The 16114-nt window shown below is 53.5% G+C and carries 20 protein-coding genes; 17 read left to right on the forward strand and 3 right to left on the reverse strand.

The window, feature by feature from the left end; genetic code table 11:
- Positions 1-654 precede the first annotated feature (654 nt).
- The 5 genes from dnaB to K2I50_RS04285 all read left to right on the forward strand — a co-directional run bounded on the left by dnaB (position 655) and on the right by K2I50_RS04285 (position 5944).
- Positions 655-2178 carry a replicative DNA helicase gene (dnaB, locus tag K2I50_RS04265; protein WP_301025006.1) on the forward strand — a complete coding sequence of 508 codons (1524 nt, stop codon included), beginning with the start codon at positions 655-657 and terminating at the stop codon, positions 2176-2178.
- A 137-nt stretch (positions 2179-2315) separates the two neighbouring features.
- A complete protein-coding gene (gene pfkA, locus K2I50_RS04270; protein ID WP_301024993.1) occupies positions 2316-3296 on the forward strand; it encodes a 6-phosphofructokinase in 981 nt (326 codons plus the stop codon).
- Positions 3297-3317: 21 nt separating this feature from the next.
- Positions 3318-4196 carry an HAD hydrolase family protein gene (locus K2I50_RS04275; protein WP_301024994.1) on the forward strand — a complete coding sequence of 293 codons (879 nt, stop codon included), beginning with the start codon at positions 3318-3320 and terminating at the stop codon, positions 4194-4196.
- 38 nt (positions 4197-4234) lie between these two features.
- On the forward strand, positions 4235-5746 hold the full coding sequence (locus tag K2I50_RS04280; protein ID WP_301024995.1) for a sulfatase: 1512 nt from the start codon (positions 4235-4237) through the stop codon (positions 5744-5746).
- A gap of 15 nt (positions 5747-5761) precedes the next feature.
- The gene (locus tag K2I50_RS04285) at positions 5762-5944 is read left to right on the forward strand and encodes an MIP/aquaporin family protein (RefSeq protein ID WP_301024996.1); all 183 of its coding nucleotides are present in this window, start codon (positions 5762-5764) and stop codon (positions 5942-5944) included.
- A 115-nt stretch (positions 5945-6059) separates the two neighbouring features.
- Here the strand turns inward: K2I50_RS04285 and K2I50_RS04290 are convergent, their stop codons facing one another.
- From K2I50_RS04290 to K2I50_RS04300, 3 genes are all read right to left on the reverse strand, one after another.
- Complete coding sequence (locus K2I50_RS04290; protein ID WP_301024997.1) at positions 6060-6434, reverse strand: DUF4834 family protein; 375 nt, start codon at positions 6432-6434, stop codon at positions 6060-6062.
- Between the two features lie 66 nt (positions 6435-6500).
- A complete protein-coding gene (gene pssA, locus K2I50_RS04295) occupies positions 6501-7202 on the reverse strand; it encodes a CDP-diacylglycerol--serine O-phosphatidyltransferase (RefSeq protein ID WP_301024998.1) in 702 nt (233 codons plus the stop codon).
- Positions 7203-7277: 75 nt separating this feature from the next.
- Entirely contained in the window at positions 7278-7943 is a 666-nt protein-coding gene (locus tag K2I50_RS04300) for a phosphatidylserine decarboxylase family protein (RefSeq protein WP_301024999.1), read from the reverse strand.
- A gap of 359 nt (positions 7944-8302) precedes the next feature.
- On the opposite strand from K2I50_RS04300, the gene rpsL reads away from it, so the two are divergent.
- The 12 genes from rpsL to rplP form a co-directional block, all read left to right on the forward strand.
- Positions 8303-8698 (forward strand): 30S ribosomal protein S12, encoded by a 396-nt coding sequence (gene rpsL, locus K2I50_RS04305; RefSeq protein ID WP_068961778.1) that lies wholly within the window; start codon positions 8303-8305, stop codon positions 8696-8698.
- A gap of 166 nt (positions 8699-8864) precedes the next feature.
- Positions 8865-9341, forward strand: a complete 477-nt coding sequence (gene rpsG, locus K2I50_RS04310; protein ID WP_301025000.1) for a 30S ribosomal protein S7 — start codon at positions 8865-8867, stop codon at positions 9339-9341.
- Between the two features lie 45 nt (positions 9342-9386).
- Positions 9387-11513: an elongation factor G gene (gene fusA / locus K2I50_RS04315; protein WP_301025001.1), complete on the forward strand. Its 2127-nt coding sequence runs from the start codon at positions 9387-9389 to the stop codon at positions 11511-11513.
- Between the two features lie 27 nt (positions 11514-11540).
- A complete protein-coding gene (gene rpsJ / locus K2I50_RS04320) occupies positions 11541-11846 on the forward strand; it encodes a 30S ribosomal protein S10 (protein WP_068961781.1) in 306 nt (101 codons plus the stop codon).
- 117 nt (positions 11847-11963) lie between these two features.
- The gene (rplC, locus tag K2I50_RS04325; protein ID WP_301025002.1) at positions 11964-12581 is read left to right on the forward strand and encodes a 50S ribosomal protein L3; all 618 of its coding nucleotides are present in this window, start codon (positions 11964-11966) and stop codon (positions 12579-12581) included.
- A complete protein-coding gene (rplD, locus tag K2I50_RS04330; RefSeq protein WP_068961783.1) occupies positions 12581-13201 on the forward strand; it encodes a 50S ribosomal protein L4 in 621 nt (206 codons plus the stop codon). Before rplC ends, rplD begins: the two co-directional genes overlap by 1 nt.
- A gap of 22 nt (positions 13202-13223) precedes the next feature.
- A complete protein-coding gene (gene rplW / locus K2I50_RS04335) occupies positions 13224-13514 on the forward strand; it encodes a 50S ribosomal protein L23 (protein WP_301025003.1) in 291 nt (96 codons plus the stop codon).
- A gap of 3 nt (positions 13515-13517) precedes the next feature.
- On the forward strand, positions 13518-14345 hold the full coding sequence (gene rplB, locus K2I50_RS04340) for a 50S ribosomal protein L2 (protein WP_123611921.1): 828 nt from the start codon (positions 13518-13520) through the stop codon (positions 14343-14345).
- A 19-nt stretch (positions 14346-14364) separates the two neighbouring features.
- Entirely contained in the window at positions 14365-14634 is a 270-nt protein-coding gene (gene rpsS, locus K2I50_RS04345) for a 30S ribosomal protein S19 (protein ID WP_301025004.1), read from the forward strand.
- Between the two features lie 54 nt (positions 14635-14688).
- Complete coding sequence (gene rplV / locus K2I50_RS04350) at positions 14689-15105, forward strand: 50S ribosomal protein L22 (RefSeq protein WP_068961787.1); 417 nt, start codon at positions 14689-14691, stop codon at positions 15103-15105.
- A gap of 3 nt (positions 15106-15108) precedes the next feature.
- Positions 15109-15846 (forward strand): 30S ribosomal protein S3, encoded by a 738-nt coding sequence (rpsC, locus tag K2I50_RS04355; RefSeq protein ID WP_068961788.1) that lies wholly within the window; start codon positions 15109-15111, stop codon positions 15844-15846.
- A 20-nt stretch (positions 15847-15866) separates the two neighbouring features.
- On the forward strand, positions 15867-16114 hold a 248-nt coding region (gene rplP, locus K2I50_RS04360; protein ID WP_301025005.1), incomplete at its 3' end, for a 50S ribosomal protein L16.

The raw sequence follows: 16114 nt of genomic DNA on the forward strand, positions 1-16114 counted from the left end.
ATGTTGAGGATTTGTGGTTGCGATGGGAGATGGTTGTGGAGTAGGGATGCGAGGTGAATTTTAACGTCGTTACGGAGCGCTTTTGTGTTTAGTCGCCGGGCTACGCCGGGCATTCGGGGGGGAGGGGGTCAACCCCACCCTGCGAACCGCTATGGCGGCTCTTGGGTGGGGCTAACGTTGTGGACGCCCCCAGAGGGGCTATGCGCTAACGCGTGGAGTTGTTGATGTAGCTTGGTGATTGGTATAGATTTGGGCGCAATTGGCAAAGAATGAAGCGGATTATGATGGTCGTGATTGGCATCCCAACGCGTTAGCGCATAGCCCCTTTGGGGGCGTTCACAACGTTAGCCTATGGCAAGAGCCGCGATAGCGGTTCGCAGCCATAGGTTTGGGATGTATATACATGGCATGCCTGGCGTAGCCCGGCGACTAAACGTGGAAAATACATTTGGGATAAGAGGTTATCGACATACGGGTATTGATAATTGGTTGGAAAGTGGTGGGCCCGGCAGTTGGGTGGCAGGGAAAGATTTTGTAATTTTGTCAACTCTCACTGAATTAACATTCTCTTAATTTATGCCAGATCCAGCATTAGAGACACCATACAGCAACAGGCAAGGGGGCGCAAGGCGCCGCACGCCTCAGCATCAGTCGATGTACGACACCGGCGGACGCATCATGCCGCAGGACAAGGAGGTAGAGGAGGCAGTGCTCGGCGCACTCATGCTCGAGAAGGACGCCTATACCACGGTGTGCGATATCCTGAAGCCTGAATGCTTCTATGAGCCACGCAACCAGCGTATCTACGAGGCTATCCAGAGCCTGGGCGCCTCGCAGAAACCTATCGACATGCTTACCGTGGTCGAGCAGTTGCGCCTCAACGGCACTTTGGCCGAGGTCGGTGGTCCGGTGGTCATATCCGAGCTGACTTCGCGTGTGGCTTCAGGAGCCCATGTCGAGTTTCATGCACGTATTGTGGCGCAGAAATATCTGGCGAGAGAGCTTATCTCGTTTGCCGCAGGTATTGAAGGGAAAGCCTTTGACGAGAGCAACGACGTAGACGACCTGCTCCAGGAGGCCGAAGGCCGACTGTTTGAGATATCGCAGCGCAATGTGAAAAAGGATGTGACGCAGGTCGACCCTGTCATCTCCGACGCTATCAAGCAGATTCAGGCCGCCGCCAACCGAGAATCGGGCCTTTCGGGCCTTGAGTCGGGCTACCACGACCTTGACAACCTCACCTCCGGCTGGCAAAACTCCGACCTTATCATCATCGCCGCCCGTCCGGCCATGGGCAAGACGGCATTTGTGCTCTCGATGGCCAAAAACATGGCCGTCAACTACAATATACCGGTGGCGATATTTTCGCTTGAGATGTCGAACCTGCAGCTCATCAACCGACTCATATCCAATGTCTGCGAGATTGAAAGCTCGCTGATAAAGTCGGGAAAACTGTCGCGCCTCCAGTGGGACCAGCTGATGACCCGTATCAAACATCTCTACGGCGCACCGCTCTTTATCGACGACACCCCGTCGCTGTCGATTTTCGAACTACGTACAAAGGCCAGGCGCCTGGTGAGGGAGCACAACGTAAAGTTTATCATCATCGACTACCTCCAGCTTATGAACGCTTCGGGCATGCACTTCGGCTCGCGCGAGCAGGAGGTGAGTATGATATCGCGCTCGCTCAAGCAGCTTGCCAAGGAGCTCAACATACCTATCGTGGCGCTGTCGCAGCTCAACCGTTCGGTCGAGAGCCGTCAGTCGGGCGACGCCGGCAGCAAACGTCCGCAGCTCAGCGACCTTCGTGAATCGGGTGCCATCGAGCAGGACGCCGATATCGTATGCTTTATCCACCGTCCGGAGTATTATACGAAAAGCGATGTCGATGCCGAAGGGCACGACATACGCGGCCTGGCCGAGTTTATCGTGGCCAAGCACCGTTCGGGTTCGGTCGATACAATCAAGATGCGATTCAAGGGACGTCTGGCGCGATTTGAAAACTGGAGCGAGAATGACTTCGACCCCGATGCCGCTCCTGTCACAGTAGAGTCGAGCTTCAATACCGGCTCGTTCGGTCAGGCGCCGACAGGCACATTCACCGCGTCGACCACACCCCTGTCGGGCGGTACGGCCGATTTCCTTGCAGGCCCCTCCGACGCTCCCGCGCCATTCTGACGCCATCCCGCCCGACACACTGCTGTGTATGGCAGATAAAAATATGTTAACATGGCCCGCATTAGGATGATAATGCGGAAAAAGATTATTAAATTTGCTTTTTCAAGACCAATATTACTCAATAAACTTACACAGCCATGCCAGCAATTAAAACCATAGGCATCCTTACCTCGGGAGGCGATGCTCCCGGCATGAATGCCGCTATCCGAGCCGTCACCCGCTCGGCCATCTTCAGCGGATTCAACGTAAAGGGTATATATCGCGGTTACCGAGGTCTGATAACCAACGAGATTGTCGACTTCAAGACCCAAAATGTGTCAAACATCATCCAGATGGGCGGCACTATCCTGAAAACCGCACGTTGCAAGGAGTTTCAGACTCCTGAGGGACGACAGCTTGCCTACGATACTTTGCGCCAGCATGGTATTGATGCTCTCGTGGTAATCGGCGGCGACGGATCGCTTACCGGTGCACGCATATTCGCCACCGAATTCAACTTACCCATCATCGGACTTCCCGGCACTATCGACAACGACCTCTACGGAACCGACAAAACCATCGGCTACGACACTGCCCTCAACACAATCATGGAGTGTGTCGATAAGATTCGCGACACTGCCACCAGCCACGAGCGCCTGTTCTTCATCGAGGTGATGGGACGCGACGCCGGATTCCTCGCCCTCAACGGCGCGATTGCCTCCGGAGCTGAAGCCGCCATTATCCCGGAAATATCAACCGAGGTCGACCAGCTTGCCGAACTTATCCAGAACGGCTTCCGCAAGAGCAAGAACTCATCGATTGTGCTTGTGGCCGAAAGCCCCGTGACCGGCGGCGCCATGGCCCTGGCCGAACGTGTAAAGAACGAGTATCCCGGCTACGACGTGCGTGTGTCAATTCTCGGACACCTCCAGCGCGGTGGTTCGCCTACAGCTGCCGACCGTATCCTGGCCTCACGCCTCGGCGCGGCAGCCATCGATGCTCTTCTCGACGACCAGCGCAATGTGATGATAGGTATCTCAAACGACAATATTGTCTACGTGCCGTTCTCAAAGGCTATCAAAAACGACAAGCCTATCAACCGCGAACTTCTCGATACTCTGCGCCGACTCTCTATCTGACATTGCAGGGTAACGAAAACTATGCATGACAACAATACAATCGGGCAGCGCCGCACGCTCTATGTCACCGACATGGACGGGACGCTGCTCGACCTATATAGCAAGGTAAGCCCCGATAGCGCTTCAATAATCCATCGCCTCAGCCGCGAGGGTGCGCTGATTACGGTGGCTACAGCTCGCACTCCGGCCACGGTAGTTCCCCTGATGCGCGACTGCCATACCTCGGTGCCTTATGTTACGATGACAGGCGCGGCTCTGTGGAATCCTTTGGACGAGGCGTATGGCGAAGTCACGCTGATGTCCGACGATACCGCCGCCCGGGTGAGAGAAGTGATAGAGTCGTTCGGTCTGCATCCGTTTATCTACACAATCACTCCCGACAACAGGTTGCTTGCCGCCTACCACAACGGTCCAATGAACCGGGCCGAACGTAATTTTGTAGACCAGCGCACGGGTCTTGCTCTCAAGCGGTTCTATCTCGACAATCCCGAAGGGATGGCGCCCTTTCTCCCTCGCACCATACTGTATTTCGCAATCGGAGCCGTCGAGGCAACCTCTGCGGCTGCCGAGGCTCTGACCCGAATGGGAGGATGCGCCGTCAGCTCTTATATGGACAATACCGTGCCCGGAATGGGTATTCTGGAGGTATTCGCTTCGGGAATCGACAAGGGTGCTGTGGTCACACGTCTGGCCTCACGCCTCGGAGCCGACCGGATAGTGGCCTTCGGCGACAATCTCAACGACCTGCCATTGCTTGCCGCTGCCGATGTGGCTGTGGCTGTAGGCAATGCTCTGCCTGAGGTGAAAGCTGCCGCCGATGTGGTAATCGGCACCAATGATACGGACGCCGTGGCTCGCTTCATCGAGTCGGATTTCATGACAGTTAACAGACGGCTCTGATTATGACACGATTTAATAGAACATTAATATTTTCCGCAATGGCAGCCGGCGCATATACGATGTGTGCGGCTTCCGACGCCCGTCGTCCTAATATACTCCTGTTTATGGTCGACGATATGGGTTGGCAGGATACTTCGGTGCCTTTTACCGACAGCCCTACCGACAACAATCGCAAATACCTTACTCCAAATATGGAACGCCTGGCTGCGAGCGGCATGAAATTTACCCAGGCCTATGCCAGCGCCATCAGTTCGCCATCGCGGTGCAGCATGATAACCGGTGTCAATGCCGCACGCCATGGAGTGACCAACTGGACCCTCCACCGCGATAAAGTGCAGGACGAAGTCTGCGACTCGATTTCAAGTCCGTCGTGGAATTACAACGGCATTAGCCGCGTCGGCGGTATTAACAACACGTTTGTCGGCCCGTCGTTCGTGCAGGAACTGAAGGATTCGGGCTACCACACCATTCATGTCGGCAAGGCGCATTTCGGTGCTTTCGACACTCCGGGCGAAGACCCACACCACTGGGGATTTGAGGTAAACATCGCCGGATCGGCCATAGGCGGTCTTGCAACATATCTCAGTGAGGCCAACTACGGCCATGACAAGGATGGCAACAAGACCTCCGATTTCGCTATAGAGAATCTCGAGAAATACTGGGGCACCGGCACATTTGCCACCGAAGCGCTTACCTGTGAGGCCGTTGCTGCGCTTGACAAGGCCCGACGCTACAATCAGCCATGGTTTCTGTACATGGCGCATTATGCCGTGCATGTCCCTATCGACAGAGACCCCCGTTTCTTCCAGAAGCATATCGACCGGGGGCTTTCGGAGAAGGAGGCGGCGTATGCCTCGCTCGTCGAGGGTATGGACAAGAGTCTCGGCGATCTGCTCGACTGGATTGACCGCAGCGGAGAGGCCGATAATACTATCGTGATATTCATGAGTGACAACGGCGGCCTGGCCGCATCATCCGGATGGCGCGACGGCGAGCTGCATACACAGAACGCTCCCCTCCGCTCAGGAAAGGGTTCTCTGCTCGAAGGGGGCATACGTGAGCCGATGATTGTCCGCTGGCCTGGGCATACGCCTCCGGGCTCGGAGTGCGGCAAGTATCTGATAATCGAGGATTTCTATCCGTCGATAATCGGTATGGCCGGAATTGACCCCGACAAATCTGACCATTACGGCCACCGCATAGACGGACGCAGTTTTCTGCCGCTTATCGACGGAAGCGGAGACCCGTCGGCCGACCGTGCGCTGATATGGAACTATCCGCATATATGGGGGCTTGCCGGGCCGGGCATCGACATGAACTGTGCCATCCGTAAAAATGAGTGGAAGCTGATTTACAATTACGCCACAGGTCGCAAAGAACTGTATAATATCGACAAGGATATAAGCGAGAGTCGCGACATGGCCGAGCGCATGCCGGCGCTTGTCGACTCGCTCTCGGCAGAGCTTGGCAATGCGCTGCGCGAAGCCGGTGCCATGCGCCCGATTGTAAACGCCACCGGAAAGCCTTGCCCGTGGCCCGACGGCAAGTGATAATTCACCACCAATGTGCTGCAGCCGGGTGCTACATCGGGCATGGCACTGCTCATGGAGGCATTGTTCACATTCTTCTTCGTGTTCATAATCCTCGGCGCCACTGACGCCAATGTCGGATGGGGAAAATTTGCAGGTATCGGCATAGGCCTCGCGCTCGGACTGGTCAACATCGTGGTAATCACTCCTACACCATAACCCCCTATCGACGGGCCGGCGAGTACTGCGCTGCCGCATGCCAGAAGCACGAGGAACATTGTTCCAATACCTTCGGCTATGAATGCTATGTCCAGGTGTGGGGTAGGGGAGGGGGTCAGAGGTCGGTCCACTCGGCATCGCTCACCTGCTCTTCCATGCGGAAGGTGGTGTTGCCTAAGTTGCGACGGCGTTCCTGCTCCTGGGTCACGTCTACTTCGATTTCCTCGAAGCGCACGTATTCACCCTCGTCGGAGCGGAATATCTTCCGGGAGTAGCCTCGTCTGCCGCGCCTTCTCTTGGCCGTCCCGGAGTATCCGGAAGTGTTGCCTGTATCTCCTCTTTCGGTATCATATGTCCTGTTGTTGCCGGCAAATGCCGCAGTCTGCCGCTTTACATGGCGGTATGCGCGGAATATGGCGGCACCTAACTTGACTACCGGTATGAGTACAAGTATCAGCAGGGTGAATATGAGCATTTTGAATATGACCATAGGCAGAAATATAGCAGATATAGTGGAGATTTTGTTGGCGGCGCCGATTATAGGCCTGCTCGGTGCTCAGGCGCGCGATGGGAGCAGCGATAGCACGAGATAGAAGAGAATTGTCCAAGCCAGTCCGGGGACGCCTTCAAATATTACAAACAACAAAGCGGCGAGAATGATTACGTAGCGGCGTAGATTTTCGCGGAAATCAAAGTTTTTAAACTTCAGGGAGAACATGTGGATGCGTGTGGCCACCATCAGCAGCGACATCGCCACGACGAGCACTGCCATAGGCCAGTGGCCGATGTAGCCGTGGATGGTCATCCATGATACCGCGCCGATCCAGAATATGGCGTTGGCCGGAATCGGCATGCCGAGGAACGAGGTGGTCTGACGGTCGTCGATGTTGAAGCGGGCCAGTCGCAGTTCGCCCATGAGCGGGATGAATATAGCCACAAACGGCAACCATGCCGGGCCGTCGTGCAGAGTCATCATGTTGTACACGAGCATGCCGGGCGCTACTCCGAAACTTACCAGGTCGCTGAGCGAGTCGAGCTGTTTGCCGAGATTGGAATATGCGTGGAGCATGCGTGCCGACGCTCCGTCGAGAAAATCGCATACGGCGGCGATGCCTATGCAAATGAACGCCCACTGGTAGCAGGGCAGACCCCATACTGTGTCATTGAAATGAAACGAGGCTATTATGGCTATAGCTCCGAAAAATAGGCTCAGACAGGTGATGGTATTGGGCACCTGGGATATGATTCTGCGTAACATGCTTATATGCGTTTTCGGGAATAGCACCGGTCGGGTAGGGGCGCGGCGCGGGATGGTCGTTGTGTCGGGTGGATTCTATTTCAGACGGGCCACTTCAGTCACTCCGCCGATAGTCTTGTCGCCGAGCTTGACGAGTATTTCCGCGTCAAGGGGCAGGTAGAGGTCTATGCGTGAGCCGAATTTGATAAATCCCATATGCTGCTCTATCGACGCGCGTTCTCCGGGGCGGGCATAGGTGACGATACGGCGCGCGAGAGCTCCGGCTACCTGGCGCATGAGCACTACAGGCCCTGCGTCGGAACGGATGGCTACCGTGCTGCGCTCGTTTTCGGTACTTGACTTTGGAAGCCATGCGGAGAGGAAGCGGCCTGAATGGTGCTTTACATAGAGCACCTCGCCGTCTACCGGAAACCAGTTGGCATGGACATTGAGCACGGACATGAATACTGACAGCTGGATACAGCGGCAGTGGAGATATTCGTCCTCGAAGGTTTCTTCAAGCGCTACTACTTTGCCGTCGGCGGAGGCTACGACTACCTTGTCGGGATTGCCTCTGAATTGTCGACGTGGCGAACGGAAGAAGTTGAGCACAAGCAGGTAGATGATCGCCGACACCGATGTGAATGTGGCTGGTATTGCGGCAGGGCGTATGAAAAGCCATACCGGTATGTTGATTACCAGTAAGATAAGAAGAAGGATGATTAGAATATTTAGTCCCTCGCGGTGTATCTTTACTTTCATTACGCGTATATTAATGAGCACAAAGATAAGCCATTCTTGTAAAATAACAAAATTTTTCGCGGAGCCGCAGTCGAATGTTGGCAGATATGGCCTTGTTTATTGCTGTTTTGTCGCCCGTGGCGATTTCAAACCTGATTTTTCCCGTATCATTTTGACTATATTGGAAATAAAATTTAATTTGACTCGGAAATATTTGCATATTAGTCGATTAAATGCTAACTTTGCACAGTTTTTGAGAGCAAGATGCGTATTGTTGTATTCAAACTGCTGTGTGTCAGCAGATAATACACGTGCGTGAATGCTAACTTGCAACGACAAAACAGAACGACAACCAATAAATTAACAAACAAAACACTAAGATGCCTACAATTCAGCAATTAGTAAGAAAAGGACGTGTAGCTCTCGTAGACAAGAGCAAGTCGCCTGCTCTCGACAGCTGTCCCCAGCGTCGTGGCGTGTGCGTACGTGTCTACACCACCACCCCCAAAAAGCCTAACTCGGCAATGCGTAAGGTTGCCCGTGTGCGCCTCACCAACGGCAAGGAGGTTAACTCCTACATCCCCGGCGAAGGTCACAACCTCCAGGAACACTCGATTGTTCTCGTACGCGGCGGTCGTGTTAAGGACCTCCCCGGTGTGCGTTACCACATCGTTCGCGGTACTCTCGATACATCGGGCGTTAAGGACCGCACACAGCGTCGCTCTAAGTATGGAGCCAAGCGTCCCAAAGCCGGTGCAGCAAAAGGTAAGAAATAATAGTCTGAGTCTGAGCTGATCCGGGTAAAGAAAACCCAGTTTAACACCAACAACTCCGTTTTTGATTTATTGGAATTAGCAACAACGGTTGAGTAAACCCGGCAAGAGTGCCGAGTTGAAGATTCAAAAAGCTGCCAAGCAACCAAAAACAACAACAATTAAACAAATGAGAAAAGCTAAGCCAAAGAAACGTGTGGTCCTCCCCGATCCCGTTTTCAACGACGTAAGAGTATCAAAGTTCGTCAACCATCTGATGTATGATGGCAAAAAGAACACCTCATACACTATTTTCTATTCCGCACTTGAGACTGTGAAGTCTAAGCTGCCCAATGAGGAGAAATCTGCCCTCGAAATCTGGAAGAAGGCTCTCGAAAACATTACTCCTCAGGTGGAAGTGAAGTCGCGCCGCGTGGGCGGTGCCACCTTCCAGGTACCTACCGAAATCCGTCCCGACCGCAAGGAGTCGATCTCGATGAAAAATATGATTCTTTATGCTCGCAAGCGTGGCGGCAAGACTATGGCCGACAAGCTCGCTGCCGAGATTGTGGACGCTTACAATGAGCAGGGTGGCGCATTCAAGCGCAAAGAAGACATGCACAAGATGGCCGAAGCCAACCGCGCATTCGCTCACTTCCGCTTCTGATTTCCCCGCTGACACAACGATTTACTTTTTTAACGAAGCAATCAAATGGCTACTAAAGACGAACATCTCAAATATACCCGCAATATCGGCATTATGGCCCATATTGACGCCGGTAAGACCACCACATCGGAGCGTATCCTCTTCTATACCGGTCTGACTCATAAGATTGGTGAGGTACACGACGGTGCCGCTACCATGGACTGGATGGCTCAGGAGCAGGAACGTGGTATTACCATTACTTCAGCCGCTACCACTGCATTCTGGAAATATGCCGGCGACAAGTATAAAATCAACCTTATTGACACCCCGGGACACGTTGACTTCACCGTAGAGGTAGAACGTTCACTCCGTGTGCTTGACGGCGCAGTCGCTACATTCTGCGCTGTAGGCGGTGTTGAGCCCCAGTCTGAGACCGTATGGCGTCAGGCCGACAAATACAACGTTCCCCGTCTGGGTTATGTAAACAAGATGGACCGTTCGGGCGCCAACTTCTTCGAGGTTGTACGCCAGGTAAAGGATGTGCTCGGTGCCAATCCCTGCCCCATCCAGATACCTATCGGTGCTGAAGAATCATTCAAGGGTGTTGTCGACCTCATTCTCATGAAGGCCATCTTCTGGCACGACGAGAGCATGGGCGCTGACTACTCTGTAGAGGAAATCCCCGCCAACCTTCAGGCCGAGGCCGAGGAATGGCGCGACAAGATGCTTGAGAAGATCGCCGAATTCGACGACGACCTCATGGCAAAATATTTCGACGACCCCTCTACAATCACCGAGGACGAAGTGCGTCGTGCCCTCCGCAAGGCTACTCTTGCAATGGAAATCGTTCCGATGATTTGCGGTTCTTCGTTCAAGAACAAAGGCGTGCAGTGTCTTCTCGACGACGTCTGCGCATTCCTCCCCAGCCCTGTTGACTCGGGCGCTGTAGAAGGCCATGCCGTAGATGATCCCGAAAAGATTGAGACCCGCGAACCCTCAAGCGACGCACCCATGTGTGCTCTCGCATTCAAGATTGCCACCGACCCCTATGTAGGCCGTCTGACATTCTTCCGCGTCTACTCAGGCGACATGATTGCCGGAAGCTATGTGCTCAACACCCGCTCCGACAAGAAAGAGCGCGTAAGCCGTCTCTTCCAGATGCACTCCAACAAGCAGAACCCCATGGAGAAAATCGGTTGCGGCGATATCGGCGCAGGCGTAGGCTTCAAGGATATCCGCACCGGCGACACCCTCTGCGACGAAAACGCTCCTATCGTGCTCGAGGCTATGGAATTCCCCGAACCCGTTATCGGAATCGCCGTTGAGCCCAAGACTCAGAAGGACCTCGACAAGCTCGGCGTAGGTCTTCAGAAGCTCGCTGAAGAGGACCCCACATTCCGCGTTGAGACCAACGAAGAGACCGGCCAGACCGTTATCTCCGGTATGGGTGAGCTTCACCTCGATATCATTATCGACCGTCTGAAGCGTGAGTTCAAGGTAGAGTGCAACCAGGGTCGTCCCCAGGTTACCTACAAGGAAGCCATCACCAAGCCTGTTGAACTCCGTGAGGTATTCAAGAAGCAGACCGGTGGTCGCGGTAAGTTTGCCGACATCATCGTACGCGTTGAGCCTGCCGACGACAATTTCGAAGGAGCACTCCAGTTCGTCGACGAAGTTAAGGGCGGTAACATCCCCAAGGAATTCATCCCCTCGATTCAGAAGGGCTTCCAGACCGCTATGAAGAACGGCGTGCTCGCAGGATATCCCCTCGATCGTCTGAAAGTAACTGTAATCGACGGTTCGTTCCACCCCGTCGACTCCGACCAGCTCTCATTCGAGCTCTGCGCAATCCAGGCCTTCAAGAAGGCTTCGGAAAAGGCCGGTCCCGTGCTCCTCGAGCCTATCTTCAAGGTAGAGGTTGTTACCCCCGAAGAGAGCATGGGTGATGTAATCGGTGACCTCAACAAGCGTCGCGGCCAGGTAGAAGGCATGGAGACAAGCCGCTCCGGCGCACGCATCGTGAAGGCCAAGGCTCCTCTCGCCGAAATGTTCGGCTATGTGACAGCCCTCCGTACAATCACCTCCGGACGCGCAACCTCCACAATGACTTTCAGCCACTATGCAGAAGTGTCGAACGCAATCGCCAAGAACGTTCTCACCGAGTGCCAGGGCCGTGTGGATCTTCTAAAATAATCTCAGAACAAATACTTACTTAAGAATATGAGCCAGAAAATTCGTATCAAGCTAAAATCGTACGACCACAACCTGCTCGACAAGTCGGCTGAGAAGATCGTAAAGACAGTCAAGGCTACCGGTGCGGTGATCAGCGGCCCCATACCCCTGCCCACTCACAAACGTATCTTCACCGTCAACCGTTCGACTTTCGTCAACAAGAAATCACGCGAGCAGTTCCAGCTCTCATCATTCAAGCGTCTTATCGACATCTACAACTCGTCGGCAAAGACTATCGACGCTCTGATGAAGCTCGAGCTCCCCAGCGGTGTTCAGGTTGAGGTTAAGGTTTAATCTACAGCAGAGAAAAAGAGACTAAAATGGAGGTTCCCGGCCCCGGAAGGGGCAAGGGGCTTCCTTTTCAAAGAAACTCAAAAAGCAATCAAATTACTTTTTTAACAAACAAGAGAAATGCCAGGATTATTAGGAAAGAAAATCGGAATGACATCCGTATTCAGTGCCGACGGCAAGAACGTGCCGTGCACTGTTATCGAAGTAGGTCCTTGTGTCGTTACTCAGGTTAAGACAGTGGAAAAAGACGGTTATGCAGCCCTTCAGCTCGGTTTCGAGGACAAGAAGGAGAAGCACACCACCCAGCCTATGCAGGGCCACTTCAAGAAAGCCGGTGTGACACCCAAGCGCCACTTGGCCGAGTTCAAAGGTTTCGAGGGAGAATACAACCTCGGCGACACCATCAGCGTAGACTTCTTCAGTGAAGCTGACTTTGTCGACATCGTCGGCACATCAAAGGGTAAAGGCTACCAGGGTGTTGTTAAGCGTCACGGCTTCGGCGGTGTCGGCCAGGCAACTCACGGCCAGCACAACCGTCTCCGCAAGCCCGGTTCAATCGGTGCCTGCTCCTACCCCGCAAAGGTATTCAAGGGCATGCGCATGGCCGGCCACATGGGCAACGAGCGCGTTACCGTGCAAAACCTCCAGGTGCTTAAGGTTATCCCCGAAAACAACCTGCTGTTGATCAAGGGTTCTGTACCCGGAAGTAAAGGTTCAATCGTATTAATTGAGAAATAATGGAACTCGCAATATTAAATGTAAACGGAGAAGACACCGGCCGTAAAGCTCAGCTCAACGATGCCGTGTTCGCCATCGAAGCCAACGAGCAAGCCGTTTATCTCGATGTAAAGCAGTACCTCGCCAACCAGCGTCAGGGCACACACAAGTCAAAAGAGCGTAGCGAAGTTTCCGGTTCTACCCGCAAGCTCCACAAGCAGAAGGGTGGCGGCGGCAGCCGTATCGGTGACATCAACTCGCCCGTACTCGTAGGCGGTGGCCGCGTATTCGGTCCCCGTCCCCGCGACTATCGCTTCAAGCTCAACAAGAAGCTCAAGGCTCTCGCCCGTCGCTCTGCTCTTACATACAAGGCACAGGACAACCAGATAATTGTTGTGGAAGACTTCAATTTCGAGGCTCCCAAGACTAAAGATTTCTTAAACGTTGTTAAGAATCTTAAAGTTGACGGCAAAAAAATCCTCCTCGTTTTAAAGGACCACAATAAAAACGTATATTTGTCAGCTCGTAATATTCCGGGCGCACAAATCATTACCGCATCGGATGTTAACACCTATGCCCTGCTCAACAATAAGGCAATCATCCTCACCGAGGGTTGCCTCGAAGTTATTAACAACCTTTAAACAACATAGGAGGATTTAAGCAATGGAATTTGAACTGACTCCCATCGTTACTGAAAAGGCGACTAAGCTCACAGAGAAGCTCAATCGCTACACTTTCCGTGTTTCCCCCGAAGCCAACAAGTATCAGATCCAGGATATGGTCGAAAAGCTCTACGGCGTACATGTTGTCAAGGTAAACACCATGATAGTCCGTGGCAAGAACCGCTCACGCTACACCCGCACAGGTATCATCAAGGGCGCTACTTCGGACTACAAGAAAGCTATCATCACAATCGCTGATGGCGAGACTATTGATTACTACAGCAATCTCTAAAAAATGGCAGTAAGAAAATTCAAGCCCACCACACCGGGGCAAAGACACAAGGTTATTGGCGTATTCAAGGGTGTAATCACTGCCACTGCGCCAGAAAAATCTCTTACAGTCGGCAAGAAATCGACCGGCGGCCGCAACGCCGAAGGTCATCTCACCAACCGCTACATGGGCGGTGGCCACAAACGCAAATACCGCGTCATCGACTTCAAGAGAAACAAAGACGGTGTTCCCGCAGTAGTTAAGTCGATCGAGTACGATCCCAACCGTTCGGCCCGCATCGCCCTTCTCTACTATGTCGACGGCTCTAAGTCCTACATCATCGCCCCCAACGGCCTTGAAGTAGGTCAGACTGTTGTCAGCGGCCAGGACGTTGCCCCCGAAGTAGGCAACACACTCCCCCTCAACAAAATCCCCGTCGGTACTCTCATCCACTGCATTGAGCTTCGTCCCGGCCAGGGCGCTTTCATGGCCCGTTCAGCCGGCACTTTCGCGCAGCTTATCTCGCGTGAAGGCACATATGCTATTATCAAATTACCTTCTGGAGAAACCCGCAAGATCCTCTCTGCATGCCGCGCCACTGTAGGTGTTGTTGGCAACAGCGAGCACTCCCTCGAGCGTTCAGGCAAGGCCGGCCGTTCACGCTGGCTCGGTCGCCGTCCCCGCAACCGCGGCGTAGTCATGAACCCTGTCGATCACCCCATGGGTGGTGGCGAAGGTCGTGCATCAGGTGGCCATCCCCGTTCTCGCAAGGGTCTGTACTCAAAGGGTCTCAAGACTCGTGCACCGAAGAAGCACTCTTCGAAGTACATTATTGAAAGAAGAAAAAAGTAATCTGATTAATTAAGCAACTATGAGTCGCTCACTGAAAAAAGGCCCTTATATCAGCGTTAAGCTCGAAAAGAAGGTCGCAGCTATGGAGGAATCCGGCAAGAAGTCTGTAATCAAGACTTGGAGCCGCGCTTCGATGATAGCCCCCGAGTTTGTTGGCCACACTTTCGCAGTACACAATGGCAACAAGTTTATCCCTGTCTATGTAACTGAAAACATGGTAGGACATAAACTTGGCGAATTTGCCCCCACCCGCACATTCCGCGGTCACTCGGGCAACCGCAAGAAATAATACACGGGCCATTGATATAACAGTTTTTTTGACAAGAAAAAGAAATTCAATACAATGGGTGTAAGAAAAAGACAATCCGCCGAATTAAGGAAGGAAGCCCAGAAGAGCCAGGCTTTCGCCAAGCTCCTCAATGTACCCTCGTCCCCCCGCAAGATGCGCCTCGTCGTAGACATGATTCGCGGCAAAGAGGTGTTCCGTGCTCTGGGTCTCCTCGAATTCTCTAACAAAGAGGCTGCAGCCCGCCTGCGCAAGTGCCTCCTCAGCGCAATCTCCAACTGGGAGGCCAAAAACGAGCGCAAGGCCGAGAACGGCGAGCTCTACGTATCAACAATCTTCGTAGGTCCCGCCCCGATGCTCAAGCGTCTGCGTCCCGCTCCCCAGGGCCGCGGCTACCGCATCCGCAAGCGTGCCAACCACGTTACCCTCTACGTAGACACTATCGACAACAAAACAACTAAAGAAGACAAATAAGAGATGGGACAGAAAGTTAATCCGATTAGCAACCGCTTAGGCGTCATCCGCGGTTGGGACTCCAACTGGTATGGCGGCAAAAAGTATGGCGACAACCTGCTCGAGGATTCCAAGCTCCGCAAATACCTGGAGGTCCGTCTCGCCAAGTCAAGCGTTTCACGCATCGTAATCGAGCGTACCCTGAAGCTCATCACAATCACAATCTGCACATCACGTCCCGGCCTCATCATCGGCAAGGGCGGCCAGGATGTCGACAAGCTCAAGAAAGAGCTCATGAAGATCACCGAAAAAGACGTGCAGATCAATATCTATGAGGTAAAGCGCCCCGAACTCGATGCACAGATTGTTGCTGCCAATATCGCACGCCAGATCGAAGGCAAAATCGCCTACCGTCGTGCCGTGAAGATGGCAGTTGCTTCAACCATGCGCGCCGGTGCCGAAGGCATCAAGGTGCAGGTCAGCGGCCGTCTCAACGGCGCCGAAATGGCCCGCAGCGAAATGTTCAAGGAAGGCCGTACTCCCCTTCATACCCTCCGTGCCGACATCGACTATGCTCTTGTCGAAGCACACACCAAGGTAGGTGTAGTAGGCGTGAAGGTATGGATCTGCCGTGGCGAAGTATATGGCAAGCGTGAGCTCGCACCCTCTTTCGCCAACAACGAGAAGGGTCCCCGCAACAACGGCGGTGAACGCCGCGAACGTCGCGACCGTGGTTTCCGCAAGCCCAAAAACAATCGTTAAAATCCGCAAACTAAATCACAATGTTACAGCCTAAGAAAACCAAGTTCCGCCGTTCCCAGAAGGGCCGCATGAAAGGCAACGCCCAGCGTGGCAACCAGCTTGCCTTCGGCTCGTTCGGCATCAAGACACTTGAGTCGAAATGGATCACCGGCCGACAGATTGAGGCCGCACGTATCGCCGTTACACGCTACATGCAGCGTCAGGGCCAGGTGTGGATCCGCCTATTCCCCGACACGCCTATCACCAAGAAGCCTGCCGAAGTGCGAAT

This window comes from Muribaculum sp. (genome assembly GCF_029051885.1).
In the GTDB taxonomy this organism is placed as follows: Bacteria; Bacteroidota; Bacteroidia; order Bacteroidales; family Muribaculaceae; genus Muribaculum.